Annotated in this window: 21 protein-coding genes and 1 pseudogene; 9 read left to right on the top strand and 13 right to left on the bottom strand. The window is 64.6% G+C overall.

Annotation, left to right across the window (positions count from 1 at the left end; genetic code table 11):
- Window positions 1-26: 26 nt before the first annotated feature.
- Window positions 27-911, bottom strand: a complete 885-nt coding sequence (locus tag L0M17_RS03330; RefSeq protein ID WP_241056290.1) for a metallophosphoesterase — start codon at window positions 909-911, stop codon at window positions 27-29.
- 113 nt (window positions 912-1,024) lie between these two features.
- Window positions 1,025-3,355 (bottom strand): transglycosylase domain-containing protein, encoded by a 2,331-nt coding sequence (locus tag L0M17_RS03335; protein WP_241051207.1) that lies wholly within the window; start codon window positions 3,353-3,355, stop codon window positions 1,025-1,027.
- A 37-nt stretch (window positions 3,356-3,392) separates the two neighbouring features.
- Between L0M17_RS03335 and sp36 the strand changes: the two genes are divergently transcribed.
- The 3 genes from sp36 to L0M17_RS03350 are packed head-to-tail and all read left to right on the top strand — an operon-like array spanning window position 3,393 to window position 4,982.
- Entirely contained in the window at window positions 3,393-3,551 is a 159-nt protein-coding gene (gene sp36, locus L0M17_RS03340) for a Sp36 family protein (protein ID WP_138414528.1), read from the top strand.
- Window positions 3,548-4,048: a RidA family protein gene (locus tag L0M17_RS03345; RefSeq protein WP_241051209.1), complete on the top strand. Its 501-nt coding sequence runs from the start codon at window positions 3,548-3,550 to the stop codon at window positions 4,046-4,048. The genes sp36 and L0M17_RS03345 overlap by 4 nt, the downstream gene beginning before the upstream one ends.
- Window positions 4,032-4,982 (top strand): NUDIX hydrolase, encoded by a 951-nt coding sequence (locus L0M17_RS03350; RefSeq protein WP_241051211.1) that lies wholly within the window; start codon window positions 4,032-4,034, stop codon window positions 4,980-4,982. The genes L0M17_RS03345 and L0M17_RS03350 overlap by 17 nt, the downstream gene beginning before the upstream one ends.
- Before the next feature lie 250 nt (window positions 4,983-5,232).
- Here the strand turns inward: L0M17_RS03350 and L0M17_RS03355 are convergent, their stop codons facing one another.
- Complete coding sequence (locus tag L0M17_RS03355) at window positions 5,233-5,910, bottom strand: Crp/Fnr family transcriptional regulator (RefSeq protein WP_043119506.1); 678 nt, start codon at window positions 5,908-5,910, stop codon at window positions 5,233-5,235.
- Window positions 5,911-6,041: 131 nt separating this feature from the next.
- Here L0M17_RS03355 and L0M17_RS03360 point away from each other — a divergent pair, with 131 nt between their 5' ends.
- Window positions 6,042-7,226 carry a MarP family serine protease gene (locus L0M17_RS03360; RefSeq protein WP_241051219.1) on the top strand — a complete coding sequence of 395 codons (1,185 nt, stop codon included), beginning with the start codon at window positions 6,042-6,044 and terminating at the stop codon, window positions 7,224-7,226.
- A 69-nt stretch (window positions 7,227-7,295) separates the two neighbouring features.
- Here the strand turns inward: L0M17_RS03360 and aroQ are convergent, their stop codons facing one another.
- Entirely contained in the window at window positions 7,296-7,775 is a 480-nt protein-coding gene (gene aroQ, locus L0M17_RS03365) for a type II 3-dehydroquinate dehydratase (RefSeq protein ID WP_241051221.1), read from the bottom strand.
- A gap of 252 nt (window positions 7,776-8,027) precedes the next feature.
- Between aroQ and L0M17_RS03370 the strand changes: the two genes are divergently transcribed.
- The gene (locus L0M17_RS03370) at window positions 8,028-8,963 is read left to right on the top strand and encodes a cupredoxin domain-containing protein (RefSeq protein WP_241051222.1); all 936 of its coding nucleotides are present in this window, start codon (window positions 8,028-8,030) and stop codon (window positions 8,961-8,963) included.
- 90 nt (window positions 8,964-9,053) lie between these two features.
- Here the strand turns inward: L0M17_RS03370 and L0M17_RS03375 are convergent, their stop codons facing one another.
- The 5 genes from L0M17_RS03375 to L0M17_RS03395 all read right to left on the bottom strand — a co-directional run bounded on the left by L0M17_RS03375 (window position 9,054) and on the right by L0M17_RS03395 (window position 15,232).
- On the bottom strand, window positions 9,054-9,818 hold the full coding sequence (locus L0M17_RS03375) for a DeoR/GlpR family DNA-binding transcription regulator (RefSeq protein ID WP_241051224.1): 765 nt from the start codon (window positions 9,816-9,818) through the stop codon (window positions 9,054-9,056).
- Between the two features lie 2 nt (window positions 9,819-9,820).
- The gene (locus L0M17_RS03380; protein ID WP_241051226.1) at window positions 9,821-10,735 is read right to left on the bottom strand and encodes a carbohydrate ABC transporter permease; all 915 of its coding nucleotides are present in this window, start codon (window positions 10,733-10,735) and stop codon (window positions 9,821-9,823) included.
- Window positions 10,732-11,640, bottom strand: coding sequence for a carbohydrate ABC transporter permease (locus L0M17_RS03385; protein WP_241051227.1), 909 nt, complete (start codon window positions 11,638-11,640; stop codon window positions 10,732-10,734). The genes L0M17_RS03380 and L0M17_RS03385 overlap by 4 nt, the downstream gene beginning before the upstream one ends.
- An 82-nt stretch (window positions 11,641-11,722) precedes the next feature.
- A complete protein-coding gene (locus L0M17_RS03390; RefSeq protein ID WP_241051229.1) occupies window positions 11,723-13,042 on the bottom strand; it encodes an ABC transporter substrate-binding protein in 1,320 nt (439 codons plus the stop codon).
- Between the two features lie 153 nt (window positions 13,043-13,195).
- A complete protein-coding gene (locus L0M17_RS03395) occupies window positions 13,196-15,232 on the bottom strand; it encodes a beta-galactosidase (protein ID WP_241051231.1) in 2,037 nt (678 codons plus the stop codon).
- 264 nt (window positions 15,233-15,496) lie between these two features.
- Here L0M17_RS03395 and L0M17_RS22860 point away from each other — a divergent pair.
- From L0M17_RS22860 to L0M17_RS03410, 4 genes and pseudogenes are all read left to right on the top strand, one after another.
- Window positions 15,497-15,736 (top strand): annotated as a pseudogene (locus L0M17_RS22860) (peptidase inhibitor family I36 protein); the annotation flags it as partial.
- Window positions 15,737-15,792: 56 nt separating this feature from the next.
- Window positions 15,793-16,722, top strand: a complete 930-nt coding sequence (locus tag L0M17_RS03400) for a hypothetical protein (protein ID WP_372497984.1) — start codon at window positions 15,793-15,795, stop codon at window positions 16,720-16,722.
- Window positions 16,722-17,858 carry an efflux RND transporter periplasmic adaptor subunit gene (locus tag L0M17_RS03405; protein ID WP_241051235.1) on the top strand — a complete coding sequence of 379 codons (1,137 nt, stop codon included), beginning with the start codon at window positions 16,722-16,724 and terminating at the stop codon, window positions 17,856-17,858. The genes L0M17_RS03400 and L0M17_RS03405 overlap by 1 nt, the downstream gene beginning before the upstream one ends.
- Window positions 17,851-19,779: an ABC transporter ATP-binding protein/permease gene (locus tag L0M17_RS03410; RefSeq protein ID WP_241051237.1), complete on the top strand. Its 1,929-nt coding sequence runs from the start codon at window positions 17,851-17,853 to the stop codon at window positions 19,777-19,779. The genes L0M17_RS03405 and L0M17_RS03410 overlap by 8 nt, the downstream gene beginning before the upstream one ends.
- Here L0M17_RS03410 and L0M17_RS03415 read toward each other — a convergent pair.
- The 4 genes from L0M17_RS03415 to L0M17_RS03430 all read right to left on the bottom strand — a co-directional run bounded on the left by L0M17_RS03415 (window position 19,734) and on the right by L0M17_RS03430 (window position 25,283).
- A complete protein-coding gene (locus L0M17_RS03415) occupies window positions 19,734-20,561 on the bottom strand; it encodes a helix-turn-helix transcriptional regulator (RefSeq protein ID WP_241051239.1) in 828 nt (275 codons plus the stop codon). The genes L0M17_RS03410 and L0M17_RS03415 overlap by 46 nt on opposite strands.
- A gap of 112 nt (window positions 20,562-20,673) precedes the next feature.
- A complete protein-coding gene (locus tag L0M17_RS03420) occupies window positions 20,674-22,863 on the bottom strand; it encodes an alpha-galactosidase (RefSeq protein WP_241051241.1) in 2,190 nt (729 codons plus the stop codon).
- A gap of 130 nt (window positions 22,864-22,993) precedes the next feature.
- Window positions 22,994-24,337 (bottom strand): ABC transporter substrate-binding protein, encoded by a 1,344-nt coding sequence (locus tag L0M17_RS03425; RefSeq protein ID WP_241051244.1) that lies wholly within the window; start codon window positions 24,335-24,337, stop codon window positions 22,994-22,996.
- A gap of 25 nt (window positions 24,338-24,362) precedes the next feature.
- Window positions 24,363-25,283: a carbohydrate ABC transporter permease gene (locus L0M17_RS03430; protein WP_241051246.1), complete on the bottom strand. Its 921-nt coding sequence runs from the start codon at window positions 25,281-25,283 to the stop codon at window positions 24,363-24,365.
- Window positions 25,284-25,289: the final 6 nt, after the last annotated feature.

A 25,289-nucleotide genomic window follows, 5' to 3' on the forward strand; every position in this document is an offset into this window, starting at 1 on the left:
CATGCGCCCGCTGTGTGGGAGCAGGCTCAGGGCTTGGCAGTCAGCGTCAGCAGGACAGCCTCAGGGCGGCACGCGATGCGGATGGGCGCGAAGCGGGAGGTCCCGATCCCACCCGAGACGTTGAGCTGGGCCCAGTTGTCTGCGTGCTCCCACTTCGTGAGGCCCTTCGCGCGCCAGGTGGGGAGGTCGCAATTCGAGACGAGCGCTCCGTAGCCCGGCAGGCAGATCTGGCCGCCGTGGGTGTGCCCGGCGAGGATCAGGTCCGCCCCCGTGTCCGTGAAGTGGTCCAGCACCCGCTGGTACGGCGCATGGATCACAGCGATCTTCACGTGCGGATCCCGGTCGTGACCGGAGGAACCGCGTGGCCAGTCGGCGTACTGCTCGCGCTTGAGGTGCGGATCGTCGACCCCCGAGAAGTCGAACCTCAGGCGGTCGAAGATCACCGACTGTGAGCGGTTCGTCAGGTTGATCCATCCGGCCGCGCCGAAGCCGCCGAAGAGCTCCTTCGAGTCGAGTTCGACGCGATCGGGGAGGGGCCGGCGGTTGGAGGGTCCGAGCAAGTACGACGCCGGGTTCCTCGCGATGGGTGCGTAGTAGTCGTTCGAACCGGGCACGAAGACGCCCGGGAAGCGCAGGAGGGGGCCGAGCGCCTCGAGGAGCGGGGCGACGCCGTCGACGTGGCTCAGGTTGTCGCCCGTGTTGACCACGAGATCCGGGTAGAGGTCGGCGAGGCTTGAGAGCCAAGCCGCCTTCTTCGCCTGCCCCGGCACGAAGTGGATGTCGCTCAGATGCAGGACACGGATCGGGGCCGAACCCTTCGGGAGGATCGGGACGGTCTCCTCGCGGAGACGGAACTGATCCTTCTCCCACCAGCCGTAGGCCGCAGCAGCGGCTCCAGCGGCGGCCCCCATGCCGGCCAGGATGCCCGCCCGCTTCGCCCCGGTGGCGAGGGCCGCCGTCGTGCTCTGGAGCGCGCGGGAGAGGGCTCCCCTCTGAGCGGGGACGGACCCTCCGACGGCGGCCATCAGCCCCTCTTGCCCTTGGTCGGGGCTGCAGGCGGGGCAGGCTGCGGGAAGGTGGTCGGCAGCGGCGCCGTGGTCGGCAACGGAACCGTCTGGTTCTGGCCCGTGGTGCCACCGCCCTGGCCCGCGTTGCCTTGATCCGAGTTGCTCGGCGTCTGGAACTGCGGCTGCGAAGCGCCCGTGATCAGGTTCTGCGGCGGGGCGTCGAAGTCACCGTGATCGTAGAGCGGCGCTGCCTGCTGCATGTAGAGCGCCCACTGCGGGCCGGCGATGTAGGCGCCGTCGACGCTCTGGTAGAAGCGCCCGTTGATCGTGACATTCTGGCCGACGTGGCCAGCGGGCTTGAACGCGTCGCCGAAGAAGGACGCGGTGGAGAGCCCCTTCGTGTAACCGACAACCCAGGTCTGGCCGTTGTACTGGTTGGTGCCGGTCTTGGCCGCGTCAGGAACGCCGAGCTTGATCGTCTGGCCGTTGGCGTCCTTGATGTTGTAGCCCGAACCCTTCGTCAGAACGTCCTGGAGGACGTTGGTCACGGCCTTCGCGACGTCAGGGTTGAGCGCGTTCGCCTGGCAGCTCTGGTTCTGCCCGCCGATCTTCTTGCCCTGAGAGTCGTCCACCTCGGTGATGGACATGGGCTGGCAGAGCGTGCCGTTGCTCGCGAACGTCGCGAACGCGTTCGCCATGGTCATCGGCGAGACATTCGAGCCACCGAGCAGGTTGCCCAGGGTCGACATGTCGAGCTTCTCGTTCTTGCCCGAGCCGAGATGCATGCCGATCGCGTCGGAGGCCCGCTGGATGTCGCAGAAGTCATTCAGGGCCGCAGCCGAAGCGAAGGTTGCCGTGTTGATGGACTGGTAGATGCCCTCGCGGACCGACATCGGACGGTACCAGTTGGGCTCGTCATTCTGCAGATCTTCTGAGCCTGGCACCGTCGAGTCATAGATGCCCACGACCTTTTGGCACGTGGTCTTCCACGGGTAGTTGGCGGGGTATCTTCGCTGTGCCGCATTGACGATCTGGTTCGTCGGCTTGCCCTCGTTGAGCCATGCAGCAAGGGTGATGGGCTTCATTGTCGAGCCCGGCTGCATGCCGCCGATGCCGCCCAGCGGATTGCCGTTGGCGTCAGCACTGTCGACGTTGAAGTTGTATGACGTGAGGAAGTCAGCGCCCTGACCGGCGACAATCCTGGTGTTCTGAGCCATCGCGAGGACCTTGCCGGTGCCCGGCTGGACCGTCACCAGGGAGGAAGACCACTTGTCAGGGTTCGCCCCCGCCGTCGAATCGACCTGCCGCTGAGCGGGGCCTTGAAGCCGCGGGTCGAGCGTGGTCTTGATCGTCAAACCGCCGCGCGTGAGCTTCTGCACGCGGTCGTCCGTCGTGGCCCCGAAAGCGGGATCGTTCTGGATCTGGTTTACAACGTAGTCGCAGAAGTACTGAGCCTGGGAGGCGTAGGCGCAGCCCTGCTTCGGCGGGTTCACCTTGAGCTGGATGGGGGTCTTGACGGCGTCGTCGTGCTGCTTCTGGTTGATGTATCCGTGCTGGAGCATCGCGTCGAGGACGAGGTCGCGGCGTTCCTTGGATGCCTGCGGGTGCTGGGTTGGATCGTAGCCCGAGGGGCTGTTCACGAGACCCGCGAGAAGGGCGCCTTGCGGGAGCGTGAGGTCCTTGGCGTCCTCAGAGAAGAAGTACTGGCTCGCTGCTTGGATTCCGTAGGCGTTGCTGTTGAAGAAGACGATGTTGAGGTAGCCCTGAAGGATCTGGTCCTTCGAGTACTGCTTCTCGAGCGCGATCGCGAGCTTCATCTCGCGCAGCTTGTCTCCCACGCCCTTCTGCCCGTTGAGCACCACCTGGGCCTGCTTGCCCTGCGATATGAGGTTCTCGTTGATGACGTTGGTCACATACTGCTGCGTGAGGGTGGAGGCGCCCTGCTTGTCGCCACGCACATTCGAGACGAGCGCACGGAGGATGCCCGTCATGTCCACGCCGCCGTGCTGGTAGAAGCGGTAGTCCTCGATCGCGACGATCGCGTTCTTGATGTTGGGCGACATCTGGTCGAGGGGGACCTGCGTGCGGTTCTCGCTGAAAAGCGTTGCAATCTGGGACCCGTCAGAGGCGAGGATCTTCGTCACCTGGCCGGGAGGGGTTACGGTGAGTTCGCTCGGCAGACTGTTGAAGAACTGTACCGAGCCGTTTGCAGCGCTCCCCGTGACCGCGGCAGCGGGCACCATGAGGCCCGCCACGAGCACTCCGCAGATCGCGCTGACGCCAAGGAAAGCGAGGATCTTGCCGAGCGTTGTGGCAGTGTCGAAGAGCGGGTTATTGCCAGACGCCATGTAGGGCAGTCTACCGGGACCGATTACTCTGGATTTTATGACCACGTGGGAGTACGCGACCGTACCGCTGATTGTCCACGCGACCAAGCAGATCCTCGACCAGTGGGGCGAGGACGGCTGGGAGCTCGTCCAGGTTGTTCCTGGCCCCGGCGGAAACGGACTGGTGGCGTACATGAAGAGGGAGAAGCAGGCATGAGCGAAGCACAGGCCGGCACGGCAGGGACTGAAGCCGCGAGCGCCGTCGAACGTCGTCTCGCGGACCTCGGCCTCAACCTGCCCGAAGTGGCCGCGCCCGTCGCCGCATATGTTCCCGCCGCGGTGGCCGGAGGCTTCGTCTACACGTCCGGCCAGCTTCCTTTCGTCAAGGGCGAGCTGCCTGCCACGGGCAAGGTCGGCGCCGACGTCAGCGCCGACGATGCAAAGCGCTACGCAGAGCTCTGCATCATCAACGCGCTCGCCGCGGTCAAGGCTCAGATCGGCGACCTCGACCGCGTGACGCGCATCGTGAAGGTCGTGGGCTTCGTGGCCTCTGATCCGTCGTTCACCGGGCAGCCCGGCGTCGTCAATGGCGCCTCGGAACTGCTCGGCAAGGTGTTTGGCGATGCGGGCGCTCACGCCCGATCCGCCGTCGGCGTCGCGGTATTGCCGCTTGACGCACCGGTCGAGGTGGAGTTGATTGCAGAATTCGCATAGCCGCCGCTTCATCGTCCCCAAGCGGCTTCAGGGGGCGGCGCGCAGCTGGCTTGAGGAGGCGGACCGGCCGCCGCGGACCGCTCGGCTGGCCTCCTCCGTAGTACTGGTCCGGGATTCGGCCGAAGGCACGGAGACGTGGCTCGCTTACCGCCCCGGCGATTCACCGCTCGGGGTCGTCGCGTTCCCCGGCGGCTCTGTGCAGAACGCCGACCACGACACCTTCGACTGGTTCGGCCCCTCTGTGGGCCAATGGGCCGAGATGCTCGGAGTCGAGGAGTTCTCCATCGCGCGCGCCCACGTCGTGGGAGCCATCCGGGAGCTCTTCGAGGAGACCGGCGTGCTCCTCGCAGGCTCGGACGCCACGACCGTGGTCGAGGGCACCAGCACCGCCGAATGGATGCGTGCCCGCGAAGCCGTGGCCAATGAGGAAATCAGCTTCGCGGACCTCATGGCCAAGCGCGGCCTCGGCCTGCGGACCGACCTCCTGCGGCCGCTCGTGCATTGGGTCTCGCCCGATTTCGCCCACCGTCGCTTCGACACCCGCTACTTCGCAGCGACGCTTCCCGTGGGGCAGACTCCGATGCTCCTTCCGAGCCGTGGGGTGTGGGGCGAGTGGGTGCTGCCCGCGCGGGTCCTCAAGGATCGTGAGACCTCGGCCTTCGGCGATCAAGTCGGCGAGGACGACACCAAGGGCCTGGCATTGGCCGAGCTCCTGGTGCCGGCGAGCGAGATCATCCTCGAGAAGATCGCCAAGGCCAAGGGCTGCATCGCGTACCTGAACCTCAAGCGCTCGACGCACACCTATCAGGCGCAGCTCGAGCAGGAGGACGGCACCCTGTGGCTCCGCGTCGAGGCGCCCACCGCGGCCCCGGCAACGGCTGCCCTCTCGGCCGTCCCCCGCCCCACCGTTTCGGGTACAGATAATCTCCCCTGAGCCCATTTCGGGTACGGCTACCCGCCCCTTGGGGCGTTTCGGGTACAGATAATCTCCCCTGAGCCCATTTCGGGTACGGCTACTCGCCCCCTGAGGCGTTTCGGGTACAGATAATCTCCCCTGGGCCCACCTCGGGTACAGATAAATGAACGACGACGGCCGGTGCCTTCCGCTGCAGAAGGCGCCGGCCGTCGAGTTTCCGTACCCGAGATGGTCTGGGGAGGGAGTTGGTGTACCCGAGACGGTGGGGTTAGCGGGAGCGCTGGCGCAGGCGCGGCATGTCGAGGATGACGACGGCGCGCGCCTCGAGGCGGATCCACCCGCGCTGCACGAACTCGGCGAGGGCCTTGTTCACGGTCTCGCGCGAAGCGCCGACGAGCTGCGCGAGCTCCTCCTGAGTGAGCTCGTGGGCCACGAGGACGCCGTCGGTCGCAGGGCGGCCGAAGCGGTCCGCGAGGTCGAGGAGGGCCTTGGCGACACGCCCGGGGACGTCGCTGAAGACGAGGTCGGAGAGCGAATCGTTCGTGCGGCGGAGGCGGCGGGCGAGGGCCTGGAGGAGCTGGGCCGAGACCTCGGGGCGGGCGCGGAGGAGGGCCACGAGAGCATCATTCTTGAGGCCGGCGAGCCGCGTCTCGGACACAGCGGTCGCGGTTGCGGTGCGCGGAGCCGGGTCGAAGAGGGCCATCTCGCCGAACAGCTCGCCGGGGCCGAGGATCGCGAGGAGCGATTCGCGCCCGTCCGGCGAGGTGCGGCCGAGCTTGATCTTGCCGGAGACGATGAAGTACATCTGATCGCCCTGATCGCCCTCGCGGAACACCGAGGCACCGCGGGAGAGGTCGACCTCCGTGAGCTCATCGGTCAGAAGGCGGAAAGCCTCGTCGTCGAGAGTTGCGAAGAGCGGCGCACGGCGAAGTACCTCGATGTCCAATTCAGTCTCCTAGTCAATAGCCAGTCCTAGCGCTGGGCCTCATTCTTCCAGACTTTGCAAGGGTTTGTGACGAACGCGCCACCTCCGCCGCGCCCAGCTTGACCCCAGCACGCGCCGATAGACTGAGCGCAATGTTCGACACGGCCTTCCTAGACCTCGTTCTCGTGGTGGTCCTGATCGGCTACCTCGTATATGGGGTCCGGGCGGGATTTCTCGTAAGCCTCGGCGGCATCATCGGTTTTCTGGTGGGTGGCGCTGCGGCCTTCTTCGCCGTGCCTCTCGTGAGCCAATGGCTCTCCGACAACTCATGGCGCGCTGCCGCCGTCGTCATCACGGCGATCCTCCTCATGGTCGCGGGCAACGCGGTGGGGACGACTCTCGGGCGGAAGGTGCGACGCAACATTCCGTGGAAGTCGTTCGGCGTGGTGGACCGGGTCCTCGGCGGGATCGCAAACGTCGCCGTCGCGGCGCTCGTCATGTCGATGCTGGCCTTCACGGTCTCGACCGTGGGGGTTCCGGTGCTGTCGCAGCAGCTCGCATCCTCCCGCGTGATCACCGCCATCAACGGGCTCACGCCGGACCCCGTCAAGGCTGAGGCAGCACAGCTGCGCGCGTTCGTCCTCGGCGACACGCTTCCCCGGATCATCGAGGGGATCGGTCCCCTCCGGCCCGTGCCGATCCCGCAGGAGAACACGGACTCGACGGCGCTCAGGACTGCCTCGACGTCGATCGTGCGGATCACCGGAACCGCGTATCAGTGCGGCCAGAACCAGACGGGCAGCGGTTTCGTGGTGGCGCCGAACCGGGTCATCACGAATGCCCACGTCGTCGCAGGAGTGCAGGAGCCCGTCGTCGACCTTCAGGACGGAGGCGTCCGCACAGCCCGCGTGGTCTACTTCGATAGCGTCCACGACCTCGCGGTGCTCGCCGTCGACAACCTCCCGCTTCCGCCCCTCCGCCTCACGGGCAACAGCCAAGGCGGAACCTCCGCGGCGTTCGGCGGCTACCCGCTCGGCGGTCCCTTCCAGATGCGGCCCGCCGCCATCCAAGGCACGACGACGGTGCTCGCCCCTGACATCTACGGCGCCAATGCGGTGCCGAAGGTCGTGTACCAGATCGCGGGCGACGTGCAGCAGGGAAACTCGGGCGGCCCGCTCCTGACCCTCGACGGGTCCGTGACGGGGATCGTCTTCGCGAAGTCGGACAACACCACGAACGTGGGCTATGCGATCACGATGACCGAGGTGCGGCCTGTGGCGGACCAAGCCCCATCACTTTCCCAGCCGGTCCAGCCGGGGCAGTGCACGCGCAAGTAGGCCCGTTGTACGCCACGCCCGAGGAGCTCAGCCACGGTCAGGGCCCAGCCACGGTCAGGGTGCAGAGCCTCAGACGTTGCGGTCGCGCGTGAGCTCCGCGAGGTAGTCGATCGCGAAGCGGTAGCCCAGCGGGCCCGCGCCGGCGATGACGGCCCGGCACACGTCGCTCAGGTAGGAGTGGTGCCGGAAGGGCTCGCGGGCGTGAACGTTCGTGATGTGCACCTCGACGGCGGGCAGCTCGACGGCTGAGATCGCGTCGCGAATTGCGACCGACGTATGCGTGTACGCTCCCGCGTTGATCACGAGGCCGAGGGCGGCCTGCCGCGCCTGGTGGATCGCGTCCACGAGGGCACCTTCGTGGTTCGACTGCACGAAATCGCATTCGAGCCCGTGGGCGTCGGCCGCTCCAGCACAGAGCCGTTCGATGTCGCCGAGGGTGGCGGTCCCGTATTTCTCGGGCTCGCGCGTGCCGAGGAGGTTCAGGTTCGGGCCGTTCACCACGAGGATGCTCGAGCGGGCAGGGGCGGGGGAGACAGTGGGCTCGGTCATGGTTCCGATCCTAAGCCGGGCAGGGCGTTGCCGGATGCCGATAGGAGGCCTACCCTTGACGCAGGTCCCCGGGGGACAGAGGGACCGGCACCCTATCCTCGACGAGGTCTCGGAGTCGCATCGGCGTCTACCCGGTGAAGCTGGGCATCGTGTCGCGCCGTCCGCTCTCGGCGTGCGCTCGGCGCGCGCCAGCCACCCGCCGTCGTCCGCGCTGGACGGGCCCGGCACGCACCTCTTGCGAGGAGCACCCCCATGTCATTCCCACCCCATCGGCGCCGTCTCGCCGTCGTCGTCGCTCTGGCCGGCCTGCTGATCGGCCTCTTCGGAACGGCGCCCGCCCAGGCGTCCGACACCGATGACCACTCCGCCCCGGTCACCTGGAAGGTCCTCGTCGGCGAGCAGTCCCCAGACATGGCCATTCAAGGAATGAGCTTCCTTCCGGGCAGCATCACGATCGACCAGGGCGATTCGATCAACTTCGTCGCCAACAGCGCAGAGATCCACACGGTGAGCTATGGGACGCCACCCGTCCCGCCCACGACCGTCAACAATGTCCTCGCGGACGCTGTGCCGCGCGTTGGAGGCCCTGTCTTCAATCCGAATGCCCAGTGGACCAATTCTGGGATCATCACCACGATGCCGTCGCCGGAATTCCCTTCAGTGACGTCGTACGTGCAGAAGTTCACCACCCGTGGAAACTTCACCTTCTACTGCCTCATTCACGGACAGATGATGTCCATCACCGTGCACGTCCACGGCCCGCACGCCTCCTACCCGCACACGCAGGCCTACTACGATCAGCAGGCTGCGGAGCGGACCGAGCAGATCATCGCCGACGGCAAGGATCTGTGGGAGGACACAGCGGACAAGGCAACTCCGACGCACGTCTACGTTGGGGCGAGCGACGGCATGGCCATGATCATGCGGTACATCTGGCCTCGTGACGTGGTGCAGCCCGGAACGACCGTGACGTTCGACATGAGCGCCAACCAAACGTTTGTGCCGCACACCGTGACGTTCACGACCCTTCAGCAGAACGGCAAACTCGTTGATTCCGGGACGATGCTGCCAGCGATTGCGGGAGGGCCGTCGACCTTCTCCGTCACGTTCACCCAGAGTGGGACGTGGAACTACTTCTGCCAGTTCCATGACGGCATGGGGATGGTCGGCAGCGTGACTGTGCGCTGACCAAATCTTCCTCGGAAGCCGCATTGATCGTCGCCTCCCGCGGGCTGCAACCCGCGGGAGGCGACGCCTTATTGGGCTAGACGGAATCCGCTAGGCGACGCGGACGGAAGGGATGCGTTCCCGCAGATAGCCGAGGGCCGGGGCAGGAAGCCCGTGGTCCGTGACGAGGCAGTCTGCCTCGTCGAATCCGCAGATGCTGCCGATTCCTTGGACGCCCCACTTGCTGTGATCCGCAACGACGACGAGACGCCGAGATGAGGCCGCGAACGCCTGATTTGTCTCCGCCTCGAGCAGATTGGGCGTCGTGAAGCCAGCGCGCTCGTCCATCCCATGGACGCCGAGGAAGAGCAGATCGAGATGCAGGTGCCGAATGGACGACGTCGCGAGCGGACCTACGAGGGCGTCCGACGGCGTTCGCTCACCGCCCGTGAGGAGCACGGTCGAGCCGGACGACGACGTGTCGAACGCCTCCATCACGCGCACCGAGTTGGTGAGCACCGTGATCCGCGGGCCCGTCGAGAGTGCCTGGGCGAGCATCCACGTCGTGGACCCTGCCGTGATGCCGACCGCCATCCCCTCCGTCACGAGGCTCATCGCCTCCCGTGCGATCGCTGCCTTCTCTTCGAGCCGCTGAGTCGACTTGAGCGCGAAGCCCGGCTCATGCGTGCCCACCTCGCCCTGGATCATCACGCCGCCATGCACGCGGGTGAGCAGGCCGGAATCACTCATGGCGTCGATGTCCCGGCGGACTGTCACGGCGGAGACTCCGAGCCGATGGGCCAGATCGGCGACCTTCACGACGCCCTCTCGGTGGACGGCGTCGAGGATGGCTGACTGACGTGCGGCGGCGAGCATGGCTACCCCTTGCTCGCGCCGAGCGTCAGGCCCGCGACGAACTGGCGTTGGAGGACGAGGTAGATCACGAGCGTCGGGATGACCGTGATGGTCGCGCCGGCGGCCAGCAGGTTGTAGTTGCTCAGGAACACGCCTTGGAGGTTGTTGATGGCGGTTGTGACAGGGAGGCGGTCACCGCTCTGGATGAAGAGGAGCGGCCAGAAGAAGTCGTTGTAGATGAAGATGACCTCGAGGGTCCCCAGCGCGGCAAAGGCCGGACGGCAAAGGGGCATGATGATGGACCAGTACTGCCGCCAGATGCCCGCACCGTCCACGAGGGCCGCTTCGGTGAGGTCCGAGGAGAGGGCCTTCATGTAGTTCGAGAGCACGAACGTGCAGAAGCCGATTTGGAAGGCCGTGTCAACGGCGATGACGGAGATGTAGGTGTTGAGCAGAGTTCCCGAGTCGCTGAACCAGTAGGGGAGGTTCAGGTGCTTGAACATCTGGAACAGCGGCGCGGCGAGGACCTGCGGGGGCAGCAGGTTTCCGGCCGTGAACAGGATGAGCAGGGTGATGTTGAACTTCCAGTTCACGCGGCTCACGGCAAATGCCATGAGCGACGAGAAGAACAGTGTCAGCAGGACTGAAGGGACCGTGATGAGGGCGGAGTTCAAGAAGTACTTCGAGAAGCCGCCTTGGTTCCATGCAGCGATGAAATTGTCGAAGTTGTAGGGGCCCGCAAGGCTGAAGTAGCCATACTGGTTGGTCGAGGCGATGGGCCTCAGCGCGGTGTAGACGGACCATCCGAGCGGCAGGAGCCACATCGCCGCGAGGACAATGAGGATGAGGTGCGTGGCGTAGTGGCGCCTGGGCCGAGATCCACCGATTCCCGTCGCCTTGGGGGCCTCCTTGATCGAAGGTGCTGCGATGACGCTCATTGCTCTTTCGCTTCCTTCCCGAAGGTGCGGGTCAGATAGAAGATGATCGGCACGAGTGAGATGACGAGCAAGATGGTGGCGAGGGCGGAGCCGACGCCGATGACCTGCCCCTCGCCGACGAGGTTCTGAATGACGAGCGCGGAGATGAGTTCGAGGCCGTTGGTCCCGCGGTTGATGACGTAGACGATGTCGAAGGCGCGGAGCGATTCGATGATGGTGATGACCACGATGACGATGTTGATGGGCCGCATGGCCGGGAAGACCACCCGGAAGAAGGTCTGGTACGCGTTGGCGCCGTCGATGGCCGCAGCCTCTTTGAGTGCTGGGTCCACGCCCTTGAGCCCCGCTAGATACAGGAGCATGACGTAGCCCGCGTGCCGCCATGTCGCGGCGACCAGGGCGGCCCAGATATTCACGTTGCTGTCGCCGAACCAATCCACGGCGGCGGGGGTGCCCGCTGTGCCGAGGAGGAAATTCAGGAGGCCGTGGTCGCGCTGGTAGAAGAGCTGCCAGATGGCGCCGACGAGGGCGAGCGAGAGCATGACCGGAGCGAAGAAGATGCTCTGGTAGATGCGGCTCCCGCGGATCTGCTGGTCGAGGAGGACGGCGAGCAGGAGCCCGAGCGGGGTTGCGATGATCCCGAGGAAGAGGAGCCACAGGATGTTGTGCTGCACTGCGGGCCAGAACGGCGGGTAGTTCTGGGCAACGTATTGGTAGTTGGCCAGTCCCGCGGGGTGGATGTCGGTGAGATCGAGGCCGTTCCAGCGGGTGAAGCTGAGGCCGATGGAGAAGAGGGTGGGCAGCCAGACGAAGACGAGTTCGATCAGCGTCGGGATGGCCACCATGGCGGTCAGGACGATCTTGTCGCGGGTCGAGAGGCGGCGAACCTTGCGGATTCTTGGCATCGTGCTTCCTGCAGGGTTGGGCCGGCGCGGGCGGGAGTGGGCGTCCGCCCGCGCAGGCAGTCGCTGGGCTTCGGAGGGAGCTCTACTGGGCCGCGTAGAGCGACGCCGCCTGGGACTCTAGGTTCTTGATGTCCACGGTCCCGTCCTTGATGAAGGACTGAAGCGCCGGGATCATGACGTTGTTCGCCATGGCCGGGAGGGCGTCCCGGTCGAAGAACTGGCTGATGTGCTTCGCGTTCGCGATCGCATCGGCGCACTTCTTGTTGAGCGGGGTGAACTTGGAGGTGTCGGCACCCTTGGCCGTCGCGATGTTCGAGGAGTCGATGGAGTAGTAGGTGTTCTGGGCTTCCGGTGTTCCCATGAACTGCAGGAAGTCCTTGGCGGTCTGGTTCTGGCCGCCCTTCTTCGACAGCAGGAGGCCGTCGATAGGCGCCTCGATCGCGTCCTGACCCTCGACCGCGATGGCAGGGAACGGGAAGAAGTCGATGTCGTCGAGGATCGTCTTGTCGGTGAACTGCTGCGTGACGAAGGAGCCGAGAAGGTACATGCCCGTCTTCTTCTGGCCGAGGAACTGGGCGGCATCCTGCCAGGTCTGGCCAAGGGCGCCGGGATCCTGGTAGGGCAGGAGCGCCTTCCAGGTGTCGAAGACAGCCTGCACCTTGGGCTGGTTCCAGGATTCCTTGTGCGCACACAGGTCCACGTGGAATTGGTAGCCGTTGAGGCGCATGTTGATGTAGTCGAAGGTGCCCATCGCGGGCCAGCCATCCTTGTCGGCGAAGCCGATGGGGATGATCCCGTCGCCCTTCATCTTGGCGGCGAGGGTCTTGAGCTCGTCGAACGTCGTCGGGACCGCGTAGCCCTTCTCGCTCCAGAAGCTCTTTCGGTAGAAGAAGCCCCATGGGTAGTTGTAGTTCGGGACGAAGTACATCTTGCCGTCTGGCCCAGTCGAGGCCTTCTTGAGGGCGTCGGAGAAGTTCGAGCCGATCTGCTGCCATACGTCGTCGATGGGCGCCAGGAGGCCTTTCCCCGCGTAGTACTGCATGCGATAGCCGGCGAACCACGTGAACGCGTCGTCCGGGCTGCCCTCGAGGTAGGAGTTGATCTTGTTCTGGAAGTCATTGTGGGAAACGGTGTTCACCGTGACCGTCGCGCTCTCCTTCTTCTGGAAAGCGTCCACGACGGCTTGGTAGGCGCGCTTGGGAACATCGTCCGAGGCCGATGAGCCGAACGTGAGCGACTTGCTGGACCCGCCTGCAGGCCCCGCCCCACCGGTGCAGGCCGAGAGGAGCGGGACGCCTGCCAGACCGACGGCGCCGAGGCCGAGCGTCTTCAGGACAGTTCGTCGATCAATGGGTGGGAGAGGGCGGGAGGGGGAGAAGGAGGAACGGCTGCGAGTGTCCATGATGTCTCCTGGGGTAGGCCGCGGATCGTCTGTGATCTGCGTCACATCATCGTGGCAGTCGTTCAAAAACGATCGGAAAAGATCAGGAACGAAAGTTTTTCGCTTCCTTTCTTCCCTCTGGCCGTTCCTCCCCGCCCCCCGGCGGCTCGCGCCTCAGCTTCCCAAACGCACGACGGCGACGCGTCCCGCGGCCACGGTGAGCTCGCCTTCCGTCGGGGTGCCTGAGAGCAGTTCGACGCCATTGACGGCCAAGCGGGCGTCACCCTGACCGTGGTTGATCGCGAACACCCACGTGCCCTCGTTCGACGCTCGCGTGACCACCTCGAGGTCGGGATGTTCAGTGGCATGCTGTTGGCCCTGCAATCCCGCGTCGGCCAGAACCCTCGGGAGGATGTGGCCGAGCGCTTCGGCGTCCGGAGCAGTACCGACGTAGAAGGCGCGCCCCTCGCCAGCGCCGTTGCGCGTGAACGCCGGGGACCCCGCCGTCGGCCCTGCCTCGTAGCGCGAGAGGACCTCCGCCGTCGTCGTCCGCCCCAGCTCGCTCCAACGGCTGCCCGCCCCCTCGCTGAGAGGAACGGACCCACCGCCCCTGAGCGGGAAGAACTCCTCGATCTCGACGCCCAGAAGGTCTCGGAAGGCCCCCGGGTACCCGCCTCCCTCGATGGGATCCATGATGATGCGGTCGTTCTGGTCGACGATCCCGGAGAAGTAGGTCAGGACCAGCGTGCCGCCCTGCTCGACGTAGCGGCGGAGGTTCGCTGCGCCGTCGTCCGTCACGAGGTAGAGCATCGGCGCGACGACGAGCTTGTAGGCGCCGAGGTCGTCGGTGCTCTGGCGCACGTCTGTGGTGATTCCGGCCCGGAAGAGCGCGTCGTGCCACTCTCGCAGCTCACGGACCGGCTGGGCCTCGGTGCTCGGGTGCGAGTCCAGTTCGGCGGCCCAGCGGGCATCCGTATCGAACACGAGGGCCGCTTCGGCGATGACCCGCGAGCCGGCCACTTCGGAGGCCTTCTCGAGGGCCGAGCCCAGCTCGACGACCTCGCGCCACACCTTCGTCTCACGCCCCGCGTGGGGGACCATTCCCGAGTGGTACTTCTCGGCGCCCGCCCTCGAGGCGCGCCACTGGAAGAAGAGGATGCCGTCGGCGCCGCGGGCGAGGTGCTGGAACGAGTTACGCACCATCTGGCCCGGGCTCTTCGCGATGTTGCGGGGCTGCCAGTTCACGGCCGAGGTGGAGTGCTCCATGAGGAGCCAAGGATTGCCCTGGGCCCAGCCGCGAGTGAGGTCGGCGACGAGGGCGAGGTCCTGGTGGTTCCGCGGGTCTTCGCTGATGAGGTAGTGGTCGTTCGAGACGATGTCCATCCGTGGGGCCCAGCGCCAGTAGTCGATCGGCCTGGCCAAACCCATGTTGGTGCCCATGAAGTTCGTCGTGACGGGCTTGTCGGAGTGTTCTCGGATGATGGCAGCCTCCGCCTCGAAGCACTCGAGGAGCGAGTCCGAGGAGAAGCGCGCGAAGTCGAGCTGCTGGGTCGGATTGACCCACGTTCCGGAACGCCGTGGAGGCATGATCTCGGCCCAGTTGTAGTAGCGCTGCGACCAGAAGGCCGTGCCCCACGCATCATTGAGGGCCTCGAGGTTCCCATAGCGCTGTTGGAGCCAAGAGCGGAAGCCGCGTTCTGCGTGGGGGCCGAAGTCCGGTTGGTTGTGGCAGCCGTACTCGTTGTGGATGTGCCACATGGCGAGGGCGGGGTGGGACGAGTAGCGCTCGGCGATGGCCGTGGTGAGAGCCGCTGCCGCGCTGCGGTAGTCCGGGGAGCAGGCCGCGAAGGCCTGACGCGAGCCGTGGGTCTGGCGCACGCCGTCCGCGTCGACCGGCGCCGAGTCCGGGTACTTCACCGTGAACCACGGCGGCGGCGAGGCGCTCGCGTTGGCGAGGTCGACGGCGATCCCATTCGCGTGCAGGAGGTCCATGACTTCGTCGAGCCAGCCGAACTCGTAGCGGCCCTCCTCTGGCTCGAGCAGCGCCCAACTGAAGATCCCGAGGCTCACGAGATTGACCCCAGCCTCGTGCATGAGTTCGACGTCATGCTTCCACACCTCCTTGGGCCACTGCTCCGGGTTGTAGTCGGCGCCGAAGGCGATGCGAGGGGTTCCGTTGCCGAGGCGACGGGTGAGGTCGTTCATGTCCATGGCGGTCTGCCCTGCCTTGAGGAGTCGGTGGAGATTCCAGCGTAGGGGAGGCGCACAGAAACGTACAGAAGGGATCAGAATCGAAAGCTGTGAGGGGCCGGAAGGTGGTGGTGCTGCACCTATGGCCAACACGCACTTCCTACGCCTAAGCGGACTTGGGACGGTGTTGGAAGCGCTCTACGCGTTCGGCGTCAGCCGATGCCGCGAGTGTCGTCCATTGTGAAAAGCCATTTTGGGGGAAGCCTTGTTCAAGAAGCTCTTATCATGGGCCGCCGTCCTCGGAATTGCAGCGGGAACTCTCCTTGCCGCTGCACCTGGGGCGACGGCGGTCCAAACTGTGGCACGTATCGCGCGGTCTGTGTCTGGCACGACGAGTGGTATCAAGGGCCTCGCATCGACTTCGCACCATACGTCGGCGAGTACGGCGCGTTCGGGTGGCATGATCGGGCATCTTCATACGACAGCAATTTGCCGTGGGACTTGGTCTTCTACGAGGATCCGTATATGAGGGGCCGCGGAATCATCGTTCCCGCCTACTCCTACAACCGCAGTCTCGGCTCATGGAGCTACGGGCTGAACTGGTGGGAGAACTGGAACGATCGTATCGACAGCCATACCACCTGATGCGTGATGGACTGATCGCAATTGTTCTGGCCCTTGCACTATCATTCGGTGTCAGTGGCTGCGCTAACAAGCCATTTGAGGCTAGCGAAGTAGACCTCGCGGGCGTCGAGTCAGTCAGGGCTCGATTGGACACCGAGGCTGGAACCATTCGTATGCCCCTTGACGACGTGCTCTTCTCGCCGACCGAGAGGATTCTCGTCCAGCAGGCGAACAATATCCTGATGAGCAGATGCCTGGCGAAGAGCCAGATTAATCTGTCGAAGGACTTCGGCGTTTTCAAGCCGGACCAAGAAGATGGCCGATATGGAATCTGGGTCCAGAGGTTGGCGGACGAAAACGGTTATGCCAAGACGAACAGAGAGGGCATCAGCCCCGAGTCGACGGCGCCGTACGATGCTCAGGAAGGCTTTAGGGATGCGTACGTGAAGTGCCGAGACGATCTTCAGGGAAGTCTCATCGTGATGAGACAGATCGGAAGACCGGAGGCTCCCGAAGCAATTCAGCGGATCGATTCCATGGCGTATGGGAGCGCAATGAAGGCTCCCGCTTGGAGAAAGGCCAAGCAGGATTGGAGGGACTGCCTGCAGGAACGGGGAGTCGTGGTCAGCGAGGATAAGGATTCATGGGTTCCGCAGGTGCCCGTCGATGAACTCAACCAACAGATCCGAACAGCCAAGATCGACATTGACTGCAAGAATCGCACTAATCTGATACAGAAGGTCGCGGACCTGGAGGCCAAGTTCCAAGCGATATACATGGCAAGGGACCAGGCCGCAATCAACTCTCTTCGGTCTGCAAAGGCAGTGGACCTCGCTAGGGCTAGAGAGATCGTCTCCGGTGTCAGGACGGCAGACGAAGCCCGCTAATGAGCAGAATTCGGCGGGAGAAGAGGGCAGGAGACCCCAAGAAGGATATTTACAGGAGGCTCAGTCGCCCATGGCTTGTCTCCTCATTTGCGTTGGCTGTGATCTTGTCCGCTGTGGCTGGATACGCTGGCGCGATTCTCATCGCCAAGCCGAGTCTGGACGCGGAGCGGATCGCAAAGTCTGCCGTTCCGGTATACGCCAAGGCGGAGAAGCATCCAGTTGGCGTCACCCTGACGTTCCAGGGCGGAGTTCGCGAAGGCCGCGTGGTCAATCTCGAACCAAACAGAGGTTTTCCCTCCAGCCCCCGGGTCACGGCCGTATTCGCCAAATCCGGGGATCCGTACGAAGAGCTGAAGCTGCTCGCCGTGGCCTCAGGCCGCCCTCTGATCACCATGGCCGGCTCAGTACCCATCTATCGCGACCTTCGCCTCGGAGATAAGGGCCACGACGTACTCATCCTTCAGGGGTACCTGAGGGGCCAAGGCTATCGAGTTCGCGCAAGCGGAGTGATGGGGAGCGATTCGATACGTGCTGTCGTTCAGATCTATGAAGCACTCGGTCTCGAAGCGCCGACCGAGGGCGGCGGTGTCATTTTCAGGTACTCGGACTTCCTACAGATCGAACCCAGCGCCGGAACAATCGTCAACGTGGCGCCCGTCGCGCAGATCCTCGATGACAAGCATCCGATTGCTGGAGTTCGAGTGGAGCCCAAATTCATTTCGTCCCGCGTCACAGTAGACCAGAAGATGCGGCTCGCCGTTGGAGACAAGCTTGCGGTCCTGTCTGAGAAGCGGCGAGGAAGCGCGCAGATCGTGGAAATTGGTCCTTTCGCAGAATCCACGCAAACGGGTGTTCCAGCTGGTCACGACGTTCGAATCGAACTCCCGGTGGATCTCAACGATCTCGAACCGGGACAGCCTGTGGCATTGTCGAAGACTTCCACGAGCGAGCTGGCTCTCGCCGTGCCGGTTCTTGCCATACGAACTGAGAACGGCAGCGGATACGTGCTCCGGAGATCCAGTGAGGGTGAGCCCGATGAGCGAGTACCCATCGAAGTAATCGAGCAGGCGGGCGGTTGGGCCGCGATAGCCGATCGGGGTTCCATAATGGAAGGAGACGAGATCCGCGTTGAATGATGGGACTCCGTTCACCTCCGCCATCGAATTGAACGGCGTATCGAAGGTGTTCGATGGAAATGCTGTCCTCAGGAACGTCGATTTTGAGTTGGCGGCGGGCGAGTTTGTGGCCATCATCGGCCCATCCGGATCGGGAAAATCAACGCTCCTCAATATCATGGGCCTTCTGGCGCTGCCGTCAGAGGGTACGGTCAAGGTGTTCGGCGAGGCGGTGGACCGACTTCCGTCCAGCTTGCTGGACAGTCTCCGAAGCCAACAGATCGGCTTCGCGTTCCAAGCTTCGCATCTGGACGAAACCAGATCGGTTCTGCGGAACACCGCCCTTCCGCTTCAGATCGCGCGTGCGGATCCGAAAGGGAGTGTTGACGCGGCCTTGGAGTCTCTGACTTGGGTCGGGATGGGTGACAAATGGGATGAACCCGCCTGCAACCTGTCAGGCGGCGAGAAGCAACGTGTGGCATTGGCTCGTGCTGTCGTGCACCAGCCGAGGATCCTGTTGGCGGACGAGCCTACGGGGAACCTCGATTCCAGTAACACTGCGCAGGTCGTGCGCCTCCTCCAGCAGTTCGCGGCCCGCGGCGTCGCGGTTGTGATTGTTACGCACGACCCCCGCGTAGCAGACCTAGCGGATCGCGTGATTCGCGTCGAAGACGGTGCCTTGGTCGACGAAAGACCTTCGAGGCTGTCGATGGGTCGACGAAATCACACGCAGGTTCCGCTGAAGCGCGAACTGGCGCCGGCCAGGTGGATGGCGCGAGCGGCAGGAGACATTGCTGAGGCCATCAATTCTCTTACGTCACCTCTCGGTAAATCGGCAGTAATCGCTATGGCATTTGCGCTCGGGGTCTCAGGATTGGTTCTTGCTAGAGGGCTTTCCGAGAGCGCCGCAAGAATGGTGGATTCCTCCATCGTCAACAGTTCCTCATCGGTCCTGTACGGGCGTCCCGAGGTATCGGACCGAGGATTGTGGGATGCGAGCAGGGCTGAGTCCGTGGCTCATATCGTCGGGGCCGTGAAAGAATTACCCGGTGTATCCGCCGTAGGCGTTCAAGGAGCCATCCCGTCCGAGGCCACGCGGATCTCCAAGCTCGGGTCGAAAGGGCAAGAGCTCTTCACAGGCCAGGTCCATGTCGGATCTTCGAGCCTGCTGAATGCTCGCGATGCAGCGTTGACGACAAATTCCCGTCCTGACCTTCTGGACAACCCTAGCGTGTCATCTGCGTTTGTCGGGGTCGAGGCCGCGAAGGGCCTGGGACTATCCCTTGAGCTAGACCAAGAACTGCTCTTGAATGGTCGCCCTATCGCCATTGCGGGGTTCGTTGTTTCTGCTGCAGACGACTCATTGCCCTCTTCCATCCTGCTTTCGCGTTCAAGCATCCTCACGGCAATTGTTCCAACCTTCATTATCAAAGTGGAGCCGGGGTATAGTCTGCCGCTGTCCACGTCTATTCCCCTCGCTGTTGATCCAGCAAATCCCTCGTCCTTCAGAATTGATGCGGTTGGAAATGTTGATGGACTGCGGGCAACTGTCGCCGACCGGTTATCCAGTTTTATCTCGATGATCTCTTCTCTAGTGCTCGGGCTGGCGTGCTTGAGCGGAGGATTAACGATATATCTGTCAATTCTATCGAGGCTTCCCGGGATCGCCTTGAAAAGAGCAATGGGGGCTTCTCGGGCGGGCATTGTGAGAGCCTTCCTGCTGGAAGGATCAATAGTGGGACTGGCAGGAGGGCTAGCAGGCTTGGCCATGGGACCTTGTCTGCTGATCCTTATCTGCAGCGCGCAAGGCTGGGTTCCGTCTCTGGATGTTCTGACACTGCTGATTGGCCTATCTTCCGGCATAGCCGCAGGACTTCTGTCTGCCGCCGTTCCTGCCTATTTGGCCTCGCGGGCAGATCCCGCTGAGCTCATTCGAGCTTGACGACCGGGAAGGTAGGTGATCAGTCGCAACTGAGCCTCGTCGTCGAATGTAAGGCTAAGGGGTTCGAAGGTCAGCAGGCCGAGTTTTGCATGCCTGAACGTGATGTCCTCTCGATATGACTCTCCGACTACGTGTAGGTCCCAGTACTTGCGAAAGAGTGCCGACCGTGCTCTGAGTCGCTGGGCCGTCCTGTCGAAAATCAAATCCTCAGGATACCGCGCTGACTGCGCTCTGAATTGTTCCACGAGGGATCGCCCGATCAGGTCTTCATTCAGAAAGCGTGTGGAGAAATCACTTTCGAGGAAGAACTTCTCAAGTCGGCTCTTGCCGATCTCGGTCTCGAAGCATTCTCTCGCCGGGTTGTTGGTGGCGATGACGCGCCAGCATGGGTCGATGACATAGGCAGGAGCAGTGATTGTCTCCGCGAGACCCGCGTAGCGGGAGTAATCGGCGGGGGAGGGCTCGAGAACCCTCGCCCCGCCGTCGACTCGTGCAAGGCCGAGGACATAGCGGTGCTCATCGGCGTCGAGCCTTAACGCCGCGGCAACGGCGTCGAGCACTTCAATTGAGGCGCCCGCGGCCCTTCCCTGCTCGAGCCATGTGTACCAGGAGACGCCGACATTGGCGATCGACGCGACTTCCTCTCGGCGCAGGCCTTGGGTGCGGCGCCTGCCGGAGGATGGGAGACCTACTTCATCGGGAAGCAGGCGCTCCCTCTTCAGCCTCAGGAACTCGCCGAGCCGCCGGTAACGCTCGGGTACGGGCGAAGACACTCTCTCCACCCCCAAGTTCTCGCCTGGAAGAACTACTTCCAGATCCTTCCTTCAGGAGTAGTTACCATAAAACTTTATTCAGTTGTCAAGAAGATGTGCGCTTCGCTGTTGGTCGGTAGTCCTAGGTCGCCTTCGCGTGCAGCAGGAGCGCGTGCTCCGGGCGGAGGATCGGGAGCGGGAGGCCCACCTCGGCCAGGAAGCGGCCGCTCGCCGTCGCGCCTTCCGCGAGCCACGCGGGGGGCGAGGTCTGGATGAACGTGGTGTTCCAGTCGCCGTCGTCCGGTGTCGGTAGGGCGACCTCGACCCGGTAGGTGCGCTCGGGATCGAGTCCCGGAATTCCGACCCGACCCGGCGTCTCTGCGGTCAACGTACCCAAGGCGACGGCCGAGAACAGGCCCTCACCGCCGTCGTCCGCCACCACGCCATGAACGGCGAGGTTCGGCTCGGCAAGGTCCGCGTTCACGCGGACGCCGGAGTGGAGCAGCCCCCGATGCTGCTTGTAGAGCGCGATCGCCCGACTGAGGGTTCCCCGCTCGGCGGGCGTCGCCTGACGGATGTCCCACTCCATCCCGAAGTGCCCGAACAGGGCAGTGATCGCCCGGAACGAGATGTCGTGGACGCGCCCTGTGGTGTGCGAATGGGTCGGGCCGACGTGGGCGCCGACCAGCTCGGGCGGCAGGACAGCCTCAGTCCAGCGCTGGATGGTCTGCCGCTCGAGGGCATCGTTGCAGTCCGAGGCCCACACACGGTCGGTGCGCTGCAGGATCCCGAGGTCCACACGGGCGCCGCCGGAGGAGCATGACTCGATCTCCACCCCGGGGTGGGCCGACTTGAGCGCGTCGAAGAGCCGGTACGCGGCGATGGTCTGTTCGTGGACGGACGGCCTGCCGCCGTGGCCCTGCTCGGCGAGGTCGCGGTTCTGGTCCCACTTGAGGTACGCGATGTCGTTCTCACGGAGGAGGGTGTCGAGGCGCTCGTAGATGTACTGCCACGCCTCAGTGTTGGCGAGGTCGAGGACGTGCTGATGGCGCCACTCGAGCGGGAGCCGCCCGCCGTCCTTGGGGGAGGCCGCAGAGGGCCGGGCGATCCACTCCGGGTGCGCCCGCGCGACGTCGGAGTCCAGGTTCACCATCTCCGGCTCAACCCACAGTCCGAACTCCATGCCTCGCGAGGTCACGGCCTCGATGAGCGGTGTGAGGCCCTCGGGCCACACGGTCTCGTCCACGTACCAGTCCCCGAGGCCGGCGTGGTCGTCGCGGCGGCCGCGGAACCAGCCGTCGTCGAGCACGAAGCGTTCGACGCCAAGCTCGGCCGCGGCGTCCGCGAGCTCGAGGAGCGGCTCGAGGCGGTGGTCGAAATAGACGGCCTCCCACGTGTTGAGCACCACGGGCCGGGAGCGATATCCGGGCCTCGCGCTCGCGGTCACGTGCTGGGGGCGTGCCCGGAACCAGCGATAGAACGCGTCCGTGACCCCGTCCAGGCCGCTGCCCGAGTACGCGGCGTAGAGGATGGGGGTCCGGTAGCTTTCGCCCGGCCGAAGGACGATCTCGCCCGAGCCGAGCAGCTCGGCGGCTCCGAGCACCCGACGCCCATCGGCGAGCGAATCGAGGTACTGCTCGTGGTCTCCCGACCAGCCGAAGTGGACGGCCCAGACGCGGCCGCTGCGGTTCGAGAAGCCCGCCGTGCCGGCCGCGACGAGGAGCGACGAGTCGTGCCCCGTGCGGCCGTGCCGGCCCGAACGCACCCACGTCCCCTGAACGATCTGCTGCCGCTGGGGGTGATTCTCGCGGCACCAGCGACCCGTCAGGTCCAGCAGTTCGGCGGCGTCGCCGGGGACGGGGACGACGACGCCGAGCTCGTCAAGCTGGTAGTCGCCACTCCCGCAGTTGGTCAGCTCGTGCGAGATCTCGAGGAGACCGCCCTCATGGAGTACGAGCTCGGTCGTCACCTCCAGCCCGGCCTCCGCATCCCCTTGGACGATCCGCGCGCCGCGACCCCGCGCCGTCGTCTCCGCCGAAGTGACGCTGAGCGCGGGCGAGAACGCGAAGCCGGGGACGGCAACCTCTCTTCCGGCAGCGTCCGGCCGATGCCCGCGTAGCGCAGGCCTCCCCAGCCAACCCGAAGAAGCCTGGGGGAGGATGCCTGCGACGACGGGCCGATCGTGAGCCGAGTGCGGGACCGGGCTACGGAGGATACGGAGGTCGGGGAGCGTCTCGCCGAGGTCGGCACCCCAGTGCACCATCTCGGCCTCGCCGGAGTCGAAGGCGAGCAGCACGCTGATGCCGGCTGAGCGGAGATGCAGGGGGTCCATGAGGTCGCTTTCGTGTCGGTGGGAGTGATGGGGTGCCGGACATCATGCACCGGGGACCAGCCGAAGCCGGACCCCGGTGCGGTCCAGTATTGTCGCGGATTCGACCCGCTGGAAGAGGCGGCCGGGGCCCCTACTGCTGGAAGAGGGCGTTGACCTGCTTGTTCGCGTCGGTGAGCGAGCTTGCGGGGGCCTTGCCGGAGACGACGGCGTCCATCGCGGGCTTCATGATGCCGTCGATCTTCGATGCGTTGTCCGTGATCGGGAAGAGGAAGGTGGTCTTGTCCTTCACCTGCTGAGTGAAGGCGGAGACGTCGACGCCCTTGGCCTTGAAGGCTTCAGCGGCCTTGTCGGTCGAGCTTGAGATGGCCGGGAAGACGACTGCCTTGGAGGCAACGACGTCCTGGCAGGCCTTGGAACCGGTGTACTCGACCCACTTGACGGCGGCGTCCTTCTTCTTGGTGCCGGCCCAGACGGAGTCGGCGAGGCCGTTGAACATCGAGGAGCGCTTGCCGTCAGTTCCGACGGGCGTCGGGGCAATGCCCACGTTGACGCCCTTGTAGCCGGTGTACTGGCCGATCATCCACGAGCCGCTCGAGTTGATCGCGGCCTTCCCGGCGCCGAAGTTGTCCGCCATCGAGGCGCCCACGGTCGTCTCGAGCTTGGGCATGTAGCCCTTGTCGGCGAGGCTCGCCCACCAGGCGATCGTCTGCTGGAACGTCGGGTCGTCGTAGTTGTACTTGGTGCCCCACGGGTTCTTGTCGGTGTGGGTCCAGCCGGTCGTGCCCGTGAGGAAGCTCCACTGCGTCTGGCCCATTCCGGAGCCGGAGCTCTCGAGGCCCAAGCCGTAGACGGCAACGTTGTTCTTGTCGAAGCCGGGCTCGTCGCCGCGCTTACCGTTCTTGTCAATGGTCAAGTGGGCGATGACCTTCTCGTACGAACCGCCGTCCTGCGGGTTCCACGTGAGGTTCTTCATCTGGTCCTCGGAGATGCCGGCCTTGGCGAGCATGTCCTTGTTGTAGAAGAGGCCGATCGTGTCCCAGTCCTTCGGGAGGCCGTACCGCTTGCCGTCGGGGCCGACCCAGAGGTCCGCGAGACCGGAGTTGTACTGACCGAGGTCCACATTGTCTGCCTTGACCGCGTCGTCGAGGGCGAGGAGCTGGCCGTTCGTCACGAATTCCGGGTACTTCGAGAGGTGGTCGGCGAACGTGTCCGGGGCGGTGCCCGAAGCCATGCCGTTGGTGAGCTTGCCCCAGTAGTCGTCCCAGCCGGTCTGCGTGATCTTGACCGTGATGTCCGGGTTTGCCTTATGGAAGTCATCGGCGCACTGCTGATACGCCGGAAGCTGGTTGGCGTCCCACATCCAGTAGCTGACTTCGCCCTTCGCGGAGTCGCCGCTTCCTTGACCGCTTCCGCAGGCGGAGAGTGCAAGGGTCGCCGCAGCGGCGACGGCGATGGCGCCGAGTGTCTTCTTCATGATGGGTCCTTTCGGGGGATTTGGGTTACTTGGTGCCGTTGAAGCCGATGGAGTTGACGATCCGCTTGCCGAACGCGGCGAACAGGATCAAGACCGGCAGGGCTGAGACGAGGGTGGCCGCCATGAGGCCGGACCAGTCGGGGGCGCCCTGCGGCGATTGGGACTTGAAGACGCCGAGGCCCACGGTGAGCACCCGAGTGCTCTCATCCGACCCCACGAGTAGTGGCCAGAAGTACTCGTTCCACTGGCCCATGAACGTCAGGAGGGCGAGCGTGGCGATCGGTGCCGCGGCGTTCGGGAGGACGATCTGGAAGAAGATCCGCCAGTGCCGCGCGCCGTCGAGCATCGCTGCTTCTTCCACCTCACGGGACATGTTGAGGAAGAACTGGCGCATGAAGAAGATGGCGAACGGCGTCATGAAGAGGTACGGCAGCACGAGGCCGAGCATCGTGTTGAGGAGGCCGAGGTTCTTCACGAGGAGGAAGTTCGGCAGGGCCGTGAAGATCGGCGGGACGAGCATGGTCCCGAGGAACAGCGAGAAGACGGCGTTGCGGCCTTTCCAGCGGAGCCTCGCGAAGGCGTAGGCAGCCATTGAGCTGAAGAACACGGCGCAGATTGTGGTGGTCCCGGTGAACACGAGGGAGTTCGCAAGGTACTGCCAGAAGTTGATGGACGCTCCGGAGCCGCCCTCAGCAACAGCCTGCGCGGGTGACTGGAGCCCGAAGACGCGCTCGAACGCGCCGAGGCTGAAATCCGCCGGGAGCAGGTTCGCGGAGTTTGCGGCGAGGGCGTGGTTCGACGAGAGCGCGGTTCGGAGCACCCAGTAGAACGGCAGGACGCTGACGGCGATCGCGAGCGCGAGGAGCGTCCACGCTATTGCTCGACGCCAGTTCAAGCGGCGCGGGGCGGGGCGGTGGCTGCGGACAGTGACGGTGCTGGCAGGCATGCTGGG

It is taken from the genome of Sinomonas terrae (genome assembly GCF_022539255.1).
Taxonomy (GTDB): Bacteria; Actinomycetota; Actinomycetes; order Actinomycetales; family Micrococcaceae; genus Sinomonas; species Sinomonas terrae.